General features: G+C 40.3%; 10 protein-coding genes. 9 read left to right on the forward strand and 1 reads right to left on the reverse strand.

Annotated elements, in window-relative coordinates; all coding sequences use genetic code 11:
- The 4 genes from I6E11_RS11470 to I6E11_RS11485 form a co-directional block, all read left to right on the forward strand.
- Positions 1–418, forward strand: a 418-nt coding sequence (locus I6E11_RS11470) for a hypothetical protein (protein WP_235338140.1), incomplete at its 5' end; no start/stop codon positions are given.
- Between the two features lie 15 nt (positions 419–433).
- On the forward strand, positions 434–694 hold the full coding sequence (locus tag I6E11_RS11475; protein WP_235338141.1) for a hypothetical protein: 261 nt from the start codon (positions 434–436) through the stop codon (positions 692–694).
- A 51-nt stretch (positions 695–745) separates the two neighbouring features.
- A complete protein-coding gene (locus I6E11_RS11480; protein WP_235338142.1) occupies positions 746–1,276 on the forward strand; it encodes a hypothetical protein in 531 nt (176 codons plus the stop codon).
- Between the two features lie 305 nt (positions 1,277–1,581).
- Positions 1,582–2,862: an ATP-binding protein gene (locus I6E11_RS11485; RefSeq protein WP_235338143.1), complete on the forward strand. Its 1,281-nt coding sequence runs from the start codon at positions 1,582–1,584 to the stop codon at positions 2,860–2,862.
- A 72-nt stretch (positions 2,863–2,934) separates the two neighbouring features.
- On the opposite strand, the gene I6E11_RS11490 is transcribed toward I6E11_RS11485, so the two are convergent.
- The gene (locus I6E11_RS11490; protein ID WP_235338144.1) at positions 2,935–5,106 is read right to left on the reverse strand and encodes a tetratricopeptide repeat protein; all 2,172 of its coding nucleotides are present in this window, start codon (positions 5,104–5,106) and stop codon (positions 2,935–2,937) included.
- Between the two features lie 109 nt (positions 5,107–5,215).
- Between I6E11_RS11490 and mfd the strand changes: the two genes are divergently transcribed.
- The 5 genes from mfd (at position 5,216) to accC (ending at position 15,995) form a co-directional block, all read left to right on the forward strand.
- On the forward strand, positions 5,216–8,587 hold the full coding sequence (mfd, locus tag I6E11_RS11495) for a transcription-repair coupling factor (protein ID WP_235338145.1): 3,372 nt from the start codon (positions 5,216–5,218) through the stop codon (positions 8,585–8,587).
- A 348-nt stretch (positions 8,588–8,935) separates the two neighbouring features.
- On the forward strand, positions 8,936–11,587 hold the full coding sequence (locus I6E11_RS11500) for a TonB-dependent receptor (RefSeq protein WP_235338146.1): 2,652 nt from the start codon (positions 8,936–8,938) through the stop codon (positions 11,585–11,587).
- Between the two features lie 47 nt (positions 11,588–11,634).
- Positions 11,635–13,077: a beta-helix domain-containing protein gene (locus I6E11_RS11505; protein ID WP_235338147.1), complete on the forward strand. Its 1,443-nt coding sequence runs from the start codon at positions 11,635–11,637 to the stop codon at positions 13,075–13,077.
- A 196-nt stretch (positions 13,078–13,273) separates the two neighbouring features.
- Positions 13,274–14,185 carry a metallophosphoesterase gene (locus I6E11_RS11510; protein ID WP_235338154.1) on the forward strand — a complete coding sequence of 304 codons (912 nt, stop codon included), beginning with the start codon at positions 13,274–13,276 and terminating at the stop codon, positions 14,183–14,185.
- A gap of 298 nt (positions 14,186–14,483) precedes the next feature.
- Positions 14,484–15,995 (forward strand): acetyl-CoA carboxylase biotin carboxylase subunit, encoded by a 1,512-nt coding sequence (gene accC / locus I6E11_RS11515; protein ID WP_235338148.1) that lies wholly within the window; start codon positions 14,484–14,486, stop codon positions 15,993–15,995.
- Positions 15,996–16,063: the final 68 nt, after the last annotated feature.

Raw genomic sequence — 16,063 nt, forward strand, 5'->3', positions numbered from 1 at the left:
TTATATGATGCTTGCAAAAATATATTTGTTGGAAAGAAACTATGAAGATGCTGAAAAATGTTGTGATATAATAATTGAATCAAAAAAATATAATTCTGGCAGTATAGTATGGGGAGGATACACTAATGTAACATCTGAACCAATTGAGACTATAAACTCTTTGACATATGATGAAGTATCACTTATGAAATCTATTACTTCTTTAAAACTTGGAAAAGACTCAGGATATACTACTTCAGAATTAATGCAAAATGCACAGAATGTTCTTCAAGGAACAGGACAGCTATATCCATATGCAAGAATATTGGAAGGAAGTTTCGATGTTCCTGGTTTCGACGCAATCAAAAACAGATTGTTGCCTATACCTATGCGTGCATTGGAAACTTATCCAACTTTGAAACAAAATGAAGGATATTAATAATTAAGAAGAAATATGAAAGCATTAAAACAATTAAGCCGAGGTATCTTCTATTTGTTTTTCATGTTGATACCGGCATTTACACTGTCTGTAACAATGACATCTTGTGAGAAACTCTTTGATTTGATAGGAGGTGAAGAAGAAGATGATGATGAATACTTGGATGAAATGCAAATAACAGTTGACGGAAAAGAACCTTATTTCAAGTTTCAGTCAGAAGAAATCAGAATACCTCAGTCTATGAAAGACGATTACGACAAGTTAGTTGTGGAATAGGAAACAAATCTGGCGCAGTTTTGTTCCTTTGTTATAGATTCACATCTGAAAATGAAGGAGGTAGAATATGAAAAAGGAATAATACCATATTGCATTTTCAAGAATCTTGATTATTATGCATCAGATTATAACAGAGCAGAATTTGATTTCTATCCTAATAGTAGTGATACGGAAGTAAGAGACACAATTTTGGTTGTTAATCCTTTCAATTTTGACGAAGTTATAGCTAAAATTCCTATTGTACAGGAAGCCGGGGAATTTGTTAAAGCGGTAAGTTATACGGCAACAGATAAAACTTTAACTTTAAAACTTGAAAACAGTGAGAATGCTGTAGGTTATGGCTATATGGTATTGACGGAAAAAGTTCCTCTTAGCATACTTCAGTATGAAGTTCATTTTAACGATTATCAGGCTTTTAGAGAAAATGAAATACGTGGCTTGGTAGGTAGTGATGATAAAACATGTAATTTGGATGTTTTGTGGCCTGATAGAACATATTACATTTATATTGCAGCAATGGATGAAAATGGCATATTTACAGGTATAACAGAATTTGAAGCCAAATCTGCTCCTGAAAAGTAGTAAATTAACCTGAAACGCCAGTGAACGTAAAATAAACGGCTCCTGAACACTTATTGAACAAAGTACAAAACCTGTTTTTAGGATTTAGAACCTGTTCAAACACTGTTCAGAAGCCGTTTGGTATATGTATTTACTGTCTACTTTTTGAGGCCAGTACAAGGCCAGTACATTTTGATATCGTAATCTGCAGAAAAATGTATGTCATAGTATGAATTATCTGCAGAAAAATGTATATTTGTATCAAATTCATCCGCGGAAAAATATGGCTGTGCCAAGAATTATCTGCGAAAAAATGTAGAAATGCTATGCAAAGGATTGTTTTACAGAAATTTATAGAATGGAAGCATAGAACTGACAGAAAACCGTTGATAGTAAATGGCGCCCGTCAGGTTGGCAAGACATGGCTTCTTCGTGAGTTTGCCAAGGCTGAATATATAAAGGAAGCATATATTGTTTGTCGTAAAAATGATATTATCAGACAAATTTTTACCCAGGATTTTGATGTGGACAGAATACTTCGTGCTTTACGTGCATTGTCCGGTGTCGATATAACTCCGGGAGATACGCTTATAGTTCTTGACGAGGTTCAGGATGTGCCTGAAGTTCTTGAGTCCTTGAAATATTTCTGTGAGGAAGCACCGGAATATCATATTGCTGTAGCCGGTTCTTTGTTAGGCATATCTTTGCATCATGGTGTTTCTTATCCCGTTGGGAAGGTAAACGAAATCTATATCTATCCTATGAATTTTGAGGAGTTTGTTTTAGCAAAAGGAGAAACAGAGATTTTTAAACTCCTCGTCAACCGTGATTATATGACGATGAATCTTATTCATGAAAAGATTGTAGATTTGTTGAGGCAGTATTATTATGTGGGTGGAATGCCTGAGGCGGTAAAGAAATATGTGGAATCTGATTCTCTTGTGGAGGTAAGAAGAATACAGGAAGAGATACTAAGCGGTTATGAACTGGATTTATCCAAACATGCTCCCAAAGAGCAGGTAGCGCGTATCCGTATGGTATGGAAAAGTATTCCGTCGCAATTATTCAAAGACAACAAGAAATTCATATATGGTGCATTAAGGAAAGGCGCAAGGGCAAACGATTTTGAAATCGCTATCCAGTGGCTGGTTGATTCAGGGTTGGTCTATAAGGTTCCAAAGTGTACAAAACCGGCTTTACCGCTTGATATTTATGAGGATTTAAGCTGTTTTAAGTTATACATTCTTGACGTTGGTCTGTTGGGAGCGATGGTTAATACAGAACCTGTGCAGGTCCTGATAAATAATAATGTTTTCGTAGAATATAAAGGCGGAATGACGGAACAGTATGTGCTTCAGCAAATGAAAAGCCATGGTGTATCTCCTGTTTATTATCATAAAACGGACGACTCCAGACTGGAACTTGATTTCGTAATACAGCAAAATGCGAGATTGTTGCCTATAGAAGTAAAGGCTGAAGGGAATGTAAGGGCAAATTCGTTGACGGTATTGCTTGCCAAGAATCCTGATTTAGAAGCAGTCAGATTTTCTATGTTACCCTATAAGGAACAGGGACAACTGAAGTGTGTGCCATTGTATGCAGTTTAGGCATATTCAGCCCCCGTTCAGTGAACGCTCACCGAACGGGGGCTGAACTATGATATTACACGTATGCGGCAGTTATGATACCATATCAGGAATCATATAGATTATGTCCTCCTGTACTCCTTTGGATTTCAGCATATCTGAATCATCCGAGAACATGGTATAGAACGATGTCTCACCGTTTGTCATTTCTTTGGCCCTTTTGTAGAAACTTATGCCCGACGGTATATCTCCTTTGACCGTGTAGACGTGTCCCATGTTCATCCAGTCTTCGGCTTTGGCATCGGCCTTTTCAGTTATCTTGGCGTACATGCTGATGGCTTCATCGTTTCTTCCGGTCATAAAGTAGCACCATGCTATTGCCCTTTGGGCAGATGTTCTTCCCTTGGTGAGATATTCCACTTTGAACATGTATTTCAGGGCTTCATCATACTTTTCGTGCATGATATATATTTGTCCTATCTGATTGCATATATTGATGCTGTCCGGATTAACGGCTTCCGCCTCCTTAAGGAACTCTAAGGCCTTGGAGTTGTCACCCTCTTTTCTGTAGCACAGAGCTAAGTTCTTCAATGTCCATTCGTCTCCGGGTGCAAGTATATTGGCTGTTTCCAGAGGCTTGATTGCCATCTTGTAGTTCTCGTTAAGTATATGTCCGTATCCCATCTTCTGGAAAGCTTCTACATTCGTTGGGTCATCTATGGTTATGTCCTTATACAGCAGCAGAGTGTCGTAGGTATGTCCTTTTGCAAACAGATAGTCTGCCAAAGGCTTTATTTTGCCGTCCTCTTTCAGCAGGCTGAGAATCTGCTCGTTATCCCATACCTCGATGTCGCCGCTGAAGATATCATTCCTGTCGTTTTTGGTTCCCCACAACTTGCAGAAACGGTATAAATCCTGTATGAAATGTCTGCTTTCCATGCGTCGGCGGTTTATCGCGCTGTCTGTTCCTTCCTGTTCCTTAAGGATTTGGTTTTGTGCCGAAAGTCCGGAACTTAATGCGTCAACCGGCAGGCTCGGCATTGTCTTGAAGGTAAGACACAAGGAGAATTTGTCGGAGTTACACATGTCAGTGGCATTTCTCAGAGTTTCTATGAACGATGCATAGCTGTTTTGTGAGTCAATCTGCATTTCGTATATCTCCGGTGTGTTTTCGCCGAATATGTAGAACCAGTGCGACGGCTCGTAGAAGAAAGGATATTTTTTCAGCTGCGAGAAAGTACACATATTTGTATCGGCACCTTCCTGACGGAGCATATCGAGTTCCTTAATCTGGTCCTTAATCTTCTCGATGCTGTCTTTCCACTGTGGATTGAACTCGGTTAAATCTTCTAAATTAATATCGGATATATCCTTGATAGGTTCCGTCATGTTCGATGATTTCATGATGGAAGGTATTATTTCATCCCTCATCTTCTTGTCTATATCCTCAGTGTCGAGCGAAAGAATGATTTGAAGAATTACTGTGTACAGGTCGCTGTAGAAATACGGTTTGTCTTTCAGCAGTTCAAGCTCGTTGAACAGGTTTGGGTATGAGTATTCCATCGCGTCGCTGTTTATGTGCATTCCCAATACCAGTCCTACCAATGCGCGCTGCGATATGAGGGGATTCGGACAGTTCATGTACAGATGTATGAGGAAACGGAATTTATTCGGGTCAAGAAGATACGTCATGCTGAGGCAGACGGCCGATGCCATGAGAGCCTTGTCGCTGTCAGGGATTAAAGGAGAATCGGCTATTGCCATAGCCTCCTGATATTCCTCGTTACTCCATGAGGTAGGCAGCCAGATTTTGTTGAAAAGCTCGTCTATTACAGTCTGGTGCCTTTTCAGGATGTCCTTCATCTTCGTTTTTCTTTCTTCGCCGTCAAGCATGGATGCAATGCCCGTTTCATCGTGTATTCCCTCTAAAATCATGCAGATTTCGGAGTATGAATGCATCGGATAATTTCTGTTGGCAATGTATTTTCTTGACAGGTAAGTATTGTTGGCTTCCAGTTTATGCTGCAGCTCAGTCCTGTCGTTGATGGCAAATGCATTTCTGAACAGCTGGTTATATAGTTCTTTTCTATCCGGATCGTTCACTCCCTGTGCTGCATATTGAATCATGTAGCCGTATGTGGTCCTCAGGTTTTCTATTTCCGATTTTATCTGCCAGTTGTCAGTCGAAGAGGCAAATTCTGTAAGTTTTTCAAGTGCTTCATTCATATAGTGGTTATGAAGCAGTTTTTTTATTTCGTTATACATATCATTAATTCATTAATAGACTATAGGTGCAAAAGTAATAAGAAATTTGTAATTTTGCACAAACTTATAAACTCACGAACTCAAAAACTCACAAACTAATAAACTCAAAATGACTATCTCAGAATTACAAAACGTATATGCTTCACATCCTAACAGCAAGGTTATGGCTTCTGTTCTTAAGGATGGAAGTGCTAAAACTATTTATCTGGGTGGTGTACATGCTTCGTGTGTATCATTGTTCTTTTCGGCGTTTATAAAAGAAAATCCGTCAGTATATGTGTTTGTACTGAATGACAGCGAGGAGGCAGGATATTTCTATCACGATATGGTACAGGCCAATGGTGATGCGGATATTCTGTTTTTCCCATCGTCGTACAGGCGTGCCATCAAGTATGGGCAGAAAGATGCTGCAAACGAGATTTTGCGTACCGAGGTATTAAGTCGTCTGGAGAAGAAAGATAATGTGGCTGTGGTAACATACCCGGAAGCGCTGGCCGAGAAAGTGGTGTCGAAGAAACTTCTTACGGACAAGACTGTATCGCTCAAGGTGGGACAGAATGTGGAGACTGATGCGATAGCGGCACAATTGGTATCGTTGGGATTCGACCATGTGGACTATGTATACGAACCGGGACAGTTTGCCACTCGTGGAAGTATTCTTGATGTGTTTTCCTTTGCTTCGGAATATCCTTACCGTATAGACTTCTTTGGGGACGAGATAGACAGTATACGAACTTTTGAGGTGGAATCGCAGCTTTCGAAAGAGAAGAAGACGACAGTCAATATTGTTCCCGAACTGACAGGAGTTGCATCCGGCTCTGTTTGTTTTCTTGATTTTCTTCCTTCGCAGGCATTGCTGTGTGTGAAGGACCTGTTGTGGGTGAGAGAGAGAATACAGAGCGTTCATGATGAGGTACTTTCGTCGCAGGCGATAGTTGCAGCCGAAGATGGTGGCGAAGAGTTGCCTGACATTCGTAAGACTATTATTTTAGGAACAGACTTTACAGACAAGGCTCTTGATTTCAGAAGAGTGGATTTCGGAGCTAAACCTGTAGGAACACCACAGGTAAAACTCGCTTTCGAAACTTCGGTTCAGCCAATTTTCCATAAGAATTTCGATATGGTATCGTCTTCGCTGAATGATTTTATCCAGAGGGGATATAAGGTATATATATGTTCCGACAGCTCTAAACAGACCGACCGACTGAAGGATATATTCAAGGAGAGGGGAGACAAGATAGATTTCGAACCTGTGGACCGCACGCTGCATGAGGGTTTCGTAGACCATACCATGCACTTGTGTATATTCACTGACCATCAGATATTCGACCGTTTCCATAAGTACAATCTTCGCAGCGACAAGGCACGCAGCGGAAAGGTGGCTCTTTCGCTAAAGGAACTCAATCAGTTTGAGCCGGGTGATTATGTGGTACATATAGACCACGGCATAGGACGTTTTGCCGGACTGGTGCGTGTGCCTAACGGGAATACCACTCAGGAGGTTATCAAGCTGATTTATCAGAATGACGATGTGGTGTTTGTATCAATCCATTCGCTTCATAAGATTTCCAAGTATAAAGGCAAGGAAGGTGAACCACCGAGAATCAGCAAACTTGGAACCGGTGCGTGGGAGAAAATAAAGGAACGTACGAAGACCAAGATAAAGGACATTGCACGCGACCTGATAAAGCTATATTCGCAGCGCAAGCAGGAAAAGGGCTTCAAGTACAGTCCGGACAGCTTCTTGCAGCATGAACTTGAGGCATCGTTCCTGTACGAAGACACTCCGGACCAGTCGAAAGCCACTCAGGAAGTGAAAGCCGATATGGAGAGCGACCGCCCAATGGACAGACTCGTATGCGGAGACGTAGGTTTCGGTAAGACGGAAGTTGCAGTGAGGGCTGCTTTCAAGGCAGTGGCCGACAATAAGCAGGTGGCAGTGCTTGTTCCTACAACAGTTCTTGCGTACCAGCATTTCCAGACCTTCAGGAAACGACTTGAAGGGTTGCCATGCAAGGTGGAATATCTGAGCCGTGCCCGTACAGCTAAGGATACAAGCCGAATATTGAAAGAACTTGCCGACGGGCAGATAAATATCCTTATAGGGACTCACAAGATAATAGGCAAGAGTGTAAAGTTCAAGGATCTTGGCTTGCTCATTATTGACGAGGAACAGAAGTTCGGTGTAAGCGTGAAGGAGAAACTCCGTCAGATAAAGGTGAACGTAGATACACTTACGATGACAGCCACACCTATTCCGCGAACACTCCAGTTCTCGCTTATGGGCGCCAGAGACCTTTCCGTGATACAGACACCTCCGCCTAACAGATATCCTATACAGACTGAGGTGCATACTTTCAACGAGGAGATTATAACTGAGGCTATAAACTTCGAGATGAGCCGTAACGGTCAGGTGTTCTTTGTGAATAACCGCATACAGAACCTTGCAGAACTGAAGGCTCTGATTGAAAGAAACATACCTGATTGTCGTGTATGTATAGGTCACGGTCAGATGCAGCCTGAGGAGCTGGAAAAGATAATCTTCGATTTTGTGAACTACGATTACGATGTACTTCTTGCCACGACCATAATAGAAAGTGGTATAGACATTCCGAATGCCAATACCATAATCATTAATCAGGCACAGAATTTCGGATTGAGTGATTTGCATCAGATGCGCGGACGTGTGGGACGTGGCAACAAGAAGGCTTTCTGTTACCTGCTTGCACCGCCATTGAGTTCACTCACACCAGAGGCACGCCGCCGATTGCAGGCTATAGAGAATTTCAGCGATTTGGGCAGTGGTATTCATATTGCCATGCAGGACCTTGATATCCGTGGTGCAGGAAATATGTTAGGAGCAGAGCAGAGTGGTTTCATTGCTGACCTTGGTTATGAGACTTATCAGAAAATTCTTGCCGAGGCTGTTACCGAACTTAAGAATGACGAGTTCTCCGAACTTTATGCCGATGAGGTAAAAGCTGGTGACGAAGTTCTCAGTGGCGAAGGATTTGTGGACGAATGTACTGTGGAGAGCGACCTCGAACTGTTGTTCCCTAACGAGTATATACCTAGCAGCAGCGAAAGGATGTTGCTTTACCGCGAACTTGACAAACTGGAACTGGACAAAGATGTGGATGCTTTCAAGGCACGTCTGATAGACCGTTTCGGGGCAATTCCGCCTGAAGGAGAGGAACTGATACGTATAGTTCCGTTGAGACGTATTGCCAAACGTCTTGGTATAGAGAAGATATTCCTGAAATCGGGACGTATGACTCTGTTCTTCGTAAGTAATCCTGATAGTCCATACTATCAGAGCGAGGCTTTCGGTAAGATAATAGGCTATATGTCGCGCTATCCGCGCCAGTGTAATCTCAGGGAGCAGAACGGAAAACGCAGTATGATTATCAAAGATATAAAAGACGTACAGTCGGCCGTAAGGGAGCTGCAGGAGATAACGAGTATACAGCTGATGAGTTGACAAGGCTTCATTAACTGGTAGTCAAGGTTTTAAACTACGGGCAGATAACTTTTCATCACAACGATGGAAAATTATCTGCCCGTAGTCTTTTTATAGAATAAGTTTTGTAGGAATTGGTTTTTATTTTTGGAGGGAAGATAATTACAATTAATGAGTGGGGATTTGTTACAGCTTTGTAATAACATATTTTTTTCTGTAATCTTTTATTGTGAAAAACACACCTTATAATATATTCAATGTGCATCTTATAACATCATTTATTTTTGTATCATACTTGCAATAGGCTTGAAATGCTTATGAAATATCCGGCTTTTACTTTCGCGTCAGAAATTAAGAGAAAGAGACTATATGAAATTTAAGCTGGTATTGGTTATTGTGTTGTTTGTTTCAATTGCGGCAAATGCACGTATAGTTAGAGGTGTTATTAAGGATGCAAAGACAGGAGAAGAGATAATAGGTGCATCTGTTGTAGTGAAGGAGGAACCTTCGAAAGGTACTGTTTCCGGACTAAACGGAAGCTTTAATCTGAATTTGGAATATGGCAAATGTACATTGATTTGTTCGTATATAGGTTATGAAACCTATGAAGTGGTCGTTGAAGCCAATAATGCTGAAGTACTTATCCCTTTGAAAACGGATGATGTAATGCTGGCAGAAGTCACGGTGGTGGCAACCAATCCAGGACGTACTGAGGCGGGAGCTAGAGGAATAGAGAGAAAGGCTATGAATGTGGTGAATGTGATGAGTGCAAAAGCTATAGAACTTTCACCGGACATTACAGTGGCAAATGTTATTCAGAGAATGTCGGGTGTGACAGTAGAAAGAAACAGTAGCGGTGAAGGACAGTATGCAATTCTTCGTGGTATGGACAAGCGTTACAATTATACTTTGGTAAACGGAGTTAAAATTCCAAGTCCGGATAATAAGAACCGTTTTGTTCCGCTCGATATATTCCCGTCAGAAATGCTTGACAGACTTGAGGTGACAAAATCTCTTACAGCTAATATGGAAGGCGACGGAATAGGTGGAGCTGTTAACCTTGTGATGAAGGACGCACCTTCGGAACGTCAGTTTACAGCGAATATATCTACCGGATATAACTCAATGTATTTCGGTCGTGATTTCCAGTCGTTCAATAAGGGAACAATCACAAAGAAGTCTCCATACGAATTGAAAGGTATGCCAGAGGCATTTAAGGTAAGTGATGAGGATTTCTCGCACGATAATTTACATATGACATGGAAGAAACCTTTACCCGACCTGACAGCAAGTCTTTCATACGGTGACCGCTTTTTTGATAATAAACTTGGTGTTATGTTGTCAGGAAGTTTCCTGAATACTTATCGTGGAAAGGAAAGTGAGATCTATTATCAGTCAGGACGTGAAGTAAATAACACGGAAACAAGAAATTATTCAGACCAGCAGACACGTATAGGTGCTCATGCTAAGTTTGATTATCATATCAGTCCGAAACACAAACTAACATGGTACAATGGATATATGGACATGCGTGAAACAGAGGTACGTGACCGTCTGGATAAGAAGGAAGGTTATGTGCGAATGAAATGGAACCGTCAGTATATCATCAATTCTACATTGAAAGGTGAACATTCATTTCTTGCCGACAATGCCTTGCATCTGTCATGGTCGGCAGTGTTGTCAAAAGCTTTTAATGAAACACCTGACAATAATGAAATATCATTGCTGGGAGGTGGTGATCGAGTGGCTGTGAATAGAGCTTTGCTTAATCGTTGGGAACATAATTCGGATCGTGACAAGGCAGGATACATTGATTTGTCTTATAAACTGGATTTATCTGACTCTGAATTGGAATTCTCGGCCGGAGGTATGTTTCGTGACAAGAAAAGAGATAGTTTCTTTAATGAATATACATTTGAAACAATATTGGGAGAAACTCAAAAAAGAGGAGAGGACTGGAATAACTATGACGAAATAACGTTCTATTACAAAACACGTAATATTAGTGGAGCACTGAATTATGATGCTACAGAACAGATTGGTGCCGGTTACGGTATGGCCAAATATTCATTTAACAAATGGGAATTCATAGCCGGTGTACGTGTAGAACATACCAATCAGGGGTATTTACTAAAATATCCAACAGAAGGAGTTGATGCTGAAGGTAACCAGAAATATGTTGACATATTACCGAGTTTCCATACCAAGTATGAAGTTCATGAAAATGCCAATATGCGTTTCTCTTATGCACGTGCTATAAACCGCCCAAGTTTCTTTGAAATAGTTCCTTACACAATATTGAATGAAGATTTCAGCGAGAAAGGTAATCCTGATTTGAAGCATACGGTAGCAGACAATCTGGATTTGCGTTACGAATTCTTCCCAAGATCGTCAGAACAATTTATGGTGGGGTTATTCTACAAATATATTCAGGATCCAATAGAACAGGGATTGGTTCCTCAAGGGCAGGATTTGTTTTATATTCCAATGAATTTTGGTGATGCATCAAATCTTGGCGTAGAAGTGGATGTGATGAAATATTTCAATTGGTTTGGAATAAAGGCAAATTACACTTATACACATTCAAAAATTACAACGGACAAACGTATGATGCAAGGTTCAGACGTAGTTGTAGTACAACAGACAAGACCTCTTTATGGTCAGGCAGCACATGTCGCTAATCTTTCACTATTGTTGAAGAACAGTAAATATGGTTGGGAAGGCCAGATAGCAGGAAGTTATACAGGAAAACGACTGAGTGAAGTTTCAAATTATTTTGATGATGATATCTGGGAGGATGGCTATATGCAGCTTGATGCATCCGTAGAAAAAAGTTTCAAAAATGGAATTTCAATATATGCTAAAGCTTCGAACCTGCTTGATACTCCTTTGCTCAGATTTACTCATAAAGGACCTCATACAGATGGTATAACTGGTTTTGAACGTAAAAACGGTAATCTTATAGAACGTAAAGAATGGCACGGACAATCGTTTATGCTTGGAGTGAGATACAAACTTTAATAGGTATTAAAATATAATTTACTAACAATTTTAATTTTTTTTGAAAAATGAGACTTAAGAATTATTTTTGGGCAAGTGCTGCATTGATCAGCTTGTCGTTGATGGCATCTTGTACAGAGGAATTGGAGAATGATCCTATTGATGATGAAAAACCAGGTGTAGAAGATTCTACAGATTTGGGCGATTTTACTAATAACGATGTTGTGGAATGGGAAGCAGGTAAGATAGTTGAATTGAAAGATCATTTCACTGTTCCTGAAGGTAAAACTCTTATTATTAAAGAAGGCGTTCAGGTTATAGCTACCGGGAAAGTAGGAATGAACGAATTGCCAATTGAGTTTACAGTAAAAGGTAATTTATATTGCCAGGGTACAGCAGAGAAACCTATCCTTTTCTCAATTCCTGAAAATGAAAGAACTGAAAGCAATATCTTTGAAGGAAAATGGGGTGGTATCGTTGCTACTTCAACATGTCAGGAAATGCTTATTGACCACACTATCATCGAGTATGTTGGCGGTGAAGTGTTGGAAGGCGCTCCTGCAGCAGTAGCCGGAATTTATGAACCAGGTGACGACGCTTATCCTCAGATTACAACTAATAATACTAAAGGTAATTATGTTATTACAAACTCTATCCTTCGTTATGGTGTGTCTGACGCTATTTATATGATGGGGGGTAATGCCATTATTGCAAATAACATATTCTGTGCTAATGGTAAAACAGGCGAAGAAGCCGTAAATGTCAAGTCTGGATGTGTAGTTGACGTAGCTGGAAACTTGATGTTCGCTCCAAATACAAATGCATTGAAATTGTCAAGTAAATCACAGAGTGAAGAAAGAGCTCAAGCTAAGATACAGGCTTATAACAACACTATCGTAAATGCCGGATGGAGACGTGACGAAGATAAAGGTGGAAGTATCTACGTTGAAGAAAATGCTAACGTAAAAGTATTCAACAACCTTTTGGTTAACTGTAAGTTCAAAGCAACTACTCCTTTCTGGAACCAGGATTCTTCCGACCGTTATGACAGAACAAACTCTGTAATTGATTATAACTATTATGCTTCTGGTTCACAGAAGATTGATAATTCTGAATATGTCTATGAAGCAGGGATAGAATATGCTTGGCAAGGATATAACTATTCTTATACTCTGGAAGATGAAGATGATGGAGAGGTTATATATATAAGTATGTATGATACAGAAGAAGTAGACGTACATTCAGTTGTCGCTTCTGAGAGTGATTCTAAAGACCCTAAATTTGCATCATTCGATATTAATTCTGTTCGTTTGCTTGATTATCAGCTGTTTGATACAGACGGAACTCAGAAATATGACTTCCATCTTCAGGCTGGTTCACCGGCTTTGAGCGGAGCATATAGCGGTACAGATATGCAGCCTGCATTCGTGTCAACAGGTTTGACAGTAAACGGCAAAACATATAAGTCTCCGGCTCCAGAAGCACGCTATGGCGCTTATGGTCAGAAGTAATCATTAAATTGATATATGTAAAAATAAGTCCGGACAAGTTTCGGACTTATTTTTTTGAAAATGTTTCATATCAGGAATAATTTTCAGATTCATTTCAGATTTGAGAAATACTTTTGCACAAGTAATAAATAAAATTATAATCTATAAATATAACAACATCATGAACTCATTAAGAAAGAACATTATTACGCTATTTATGGCTTTGTTTGTCGTTACAGTTTCTTTTGCACAAACACCTGAAAGCTGGAAGACTCTTGAAAAGCCATTGAACTTCTATCTTGCCAATGACTTGGGACGTAACGGATATTATGACCAGAAACCTATAGCTGAGCTGATGGGTACAATGGCCGAGAATGTAGACATTGAATGTGTTATAGCAGCCGGCGACGTACACCATTTTGAAGGAGTACGCAGTGTGAATGACCCTCTGTGGATGACAAACTATGAACTTATATATAGTCATCCGGAACTGATGATTCCGTGGTATGCAATTCTTGGTAATCATGAATATCGTGGAAACACTCAGGCTGTGATAGATTACAGCAAAGTCAGCGCCAGATGGAATGTGCCAGACCGTTATTATACCTTCGCTATGGAAAATGATGGGGTTACTGTACGTTTTGTGATGGTTGATACAGCTCCGCTTCTTGACAAATATCGTGAGGATACGGAAAAATATCCTGATGCATGCAAGCAGGATATGAACAAACAGCTTGAATGGATAGATTCTGTTTTGGCTGCTGCCAAAGAAGACTGGGTACTTGTAGTGGGACATCATCCTATCTATGCTGAAACAGGAAAAGATGATTCTGAAAGACTTGACTTGCAGAAAAGACTGGATTCAATTCTTCGCAAGCATGCAAATGTAGATATGTATCTGTGCGGACATATACATAATTTCCAGCATATACGCAAACCGGACAGCAAGATAGATTATGTTGTGAATACTTCAGGTTCGCTCAGTCGTAAGGTGAAGCCTATAGATGGAACGAAGTTCTGCAGTAGCGATACAGGATTCTCATTGATTTCTGCAGATAAGAATGTACTTAATCTGCATATGATTAACAAAGATGGAAAAGTAATATATACTGTTTCGCGAGAAAAATAATCCAGCTTTTAACTTTTAATAAAATCCGGATAGCAATAATATATTGTATGTGGCGGCGGCTGATACACTATGTTATTGTTGTCCGGATTTTATTGTAGTTTTGCTATATACATATGTCATTTGCCATTAATTCTGATTGAAGTAGTTAAAAAAGATGAAATACACGGCTTGTCTTTACTTAAAAAACATGTTATTGAGCATGCGTTTGTAATTCTTTTAATACTTTTGTACAGAATTTGATTTAGTGTGCCATGTGAGGCAGACTTGATAAAAAGATTATAAACCAAAAAAATAGAGCATGATACAGAAAGTATTAATAGCTAATCGTGGAGAAATTGCAGTGCGTGTTATGCGTTCTTGTCGTGAGATGGGAATCAAGACTGTAGCTGTTTTTTCAGAAGCCGATAGAGCGGCTCGCCACGTATTATATGCAGATGAAGCTTGTTTCATAGGTCCTGCTGCATCTCGTGAGAGTTATTTGAATATTGATAAGATCATTGAGGCAGCCAAGCGTCATGGTGCAGATGCTATTCATCCTGGATATGGTTTTCTTTCTGAGAATTCAGAATTTGCCCGCAGATGTAAGGCTGAAGGAATTATCTTTATCGGTCCGGATCCTGAAACTATGGATGCTATGGGTGATAAGATTTCGGCAAGAAAACATATGATAGCTGCCGGAGTGCCTGTCGTTCCGGGAACAGAAAAACCTTTGCAGAATGTAGAAGAAGCAAAGAGAATATGTAACGAGATAGGTTATCCTGTTATGCTTAAGGCTTCTATGGGTGGTGGCGGTAAGGGTATGCGTCTTATCCATAGCGAGGCTGAAGTGGAAGAGGCTTATAACACTGCCCGTTCGGAATCTATGTCGTCTTTCGGTGATGATACTGTCTATCTTGAAAAATTCGTTGAAGAACCACATCACATTGAGTTTCAGATTTTGGGCGACAATTATGGAAATGCCATACATCTGTTCGAAAGAGAATGTTCTATACAGCGCAGAAACCAGAAGGTGGTAGAAGAAACTCCGTCTCCATTTGTTACTCCTGAATTGCGTGAGAAGATGGGTAAGGCTGCGGTAGCTGCTGCAAAAGCTGTGAACTACAAGGGTGCGGGTACTATCGAATTCCTCGTAGACAAGAACCGTAACTTCTACTTCCTTGAAATGAATACACGTCTTCAGGTGGAACACCCTATCACGGAAGAGGTTGTAGGTGTTGACCTTGTTAAGGAACAGTTGCGTATAGCAAATAACGAACCTCTGCATCTAAAACAGGAAGACCTGATTCAGAGAGGACACGCCATCGAATGCCGTATATGTGCCGAAGATACTGACAATAACTTTATGCCTTCTCCTGGTATCATCAAGCAACTGATGGAGCCTAACGGTATAGGTGTCCGTATTGATAGTTATGTGTACGAAAGTTATGAAATTCCTATCTACTATGACCCTATGATAGGTAAGCTTATCGTATGGGCCACTACTCGTCAGTTTGCCATAGAACGTATGCGCCGTGTGCTTTACGAGTATAAGATTACCGGTCTGAAGACAAATATCAGCTATTTGCGCCATATAATGAATGTTCCTGATTTCGTGGAAGGACATTACAATACACTCTTCATACCTAAGCACCAGGATATGCTTAAAGAATGGGCAGGCAAGAAAGAAGAAGAGACTGAGAATATTGCCATGATAGCTGCATATATAGACTATCTGATGAATCTGGAAGAAAACAAGGGTACATCTTCGGATAACCGTCCTATCAGCAGATGGAAAGAATTTGGATTGCAGAAAGGGGTACTTAGAATTTAAAAGAGGTAACAAGGCTACAGTTACCAGTTGACTAGGTATCCCATCCCGATGGCAACCTTGTCTACTTG

Source organism: Bacteroides caecigallinarum (genome assembly GCF_021531075.1).
In the GTDB taxonomy this organism is placed as follows: Bacteria; Bacteroidota; Bacteroidia; order Bacteroidales; family Bacteroidaceae; genus Phocaeicola; species Phocaeicola caecigallinarum_B.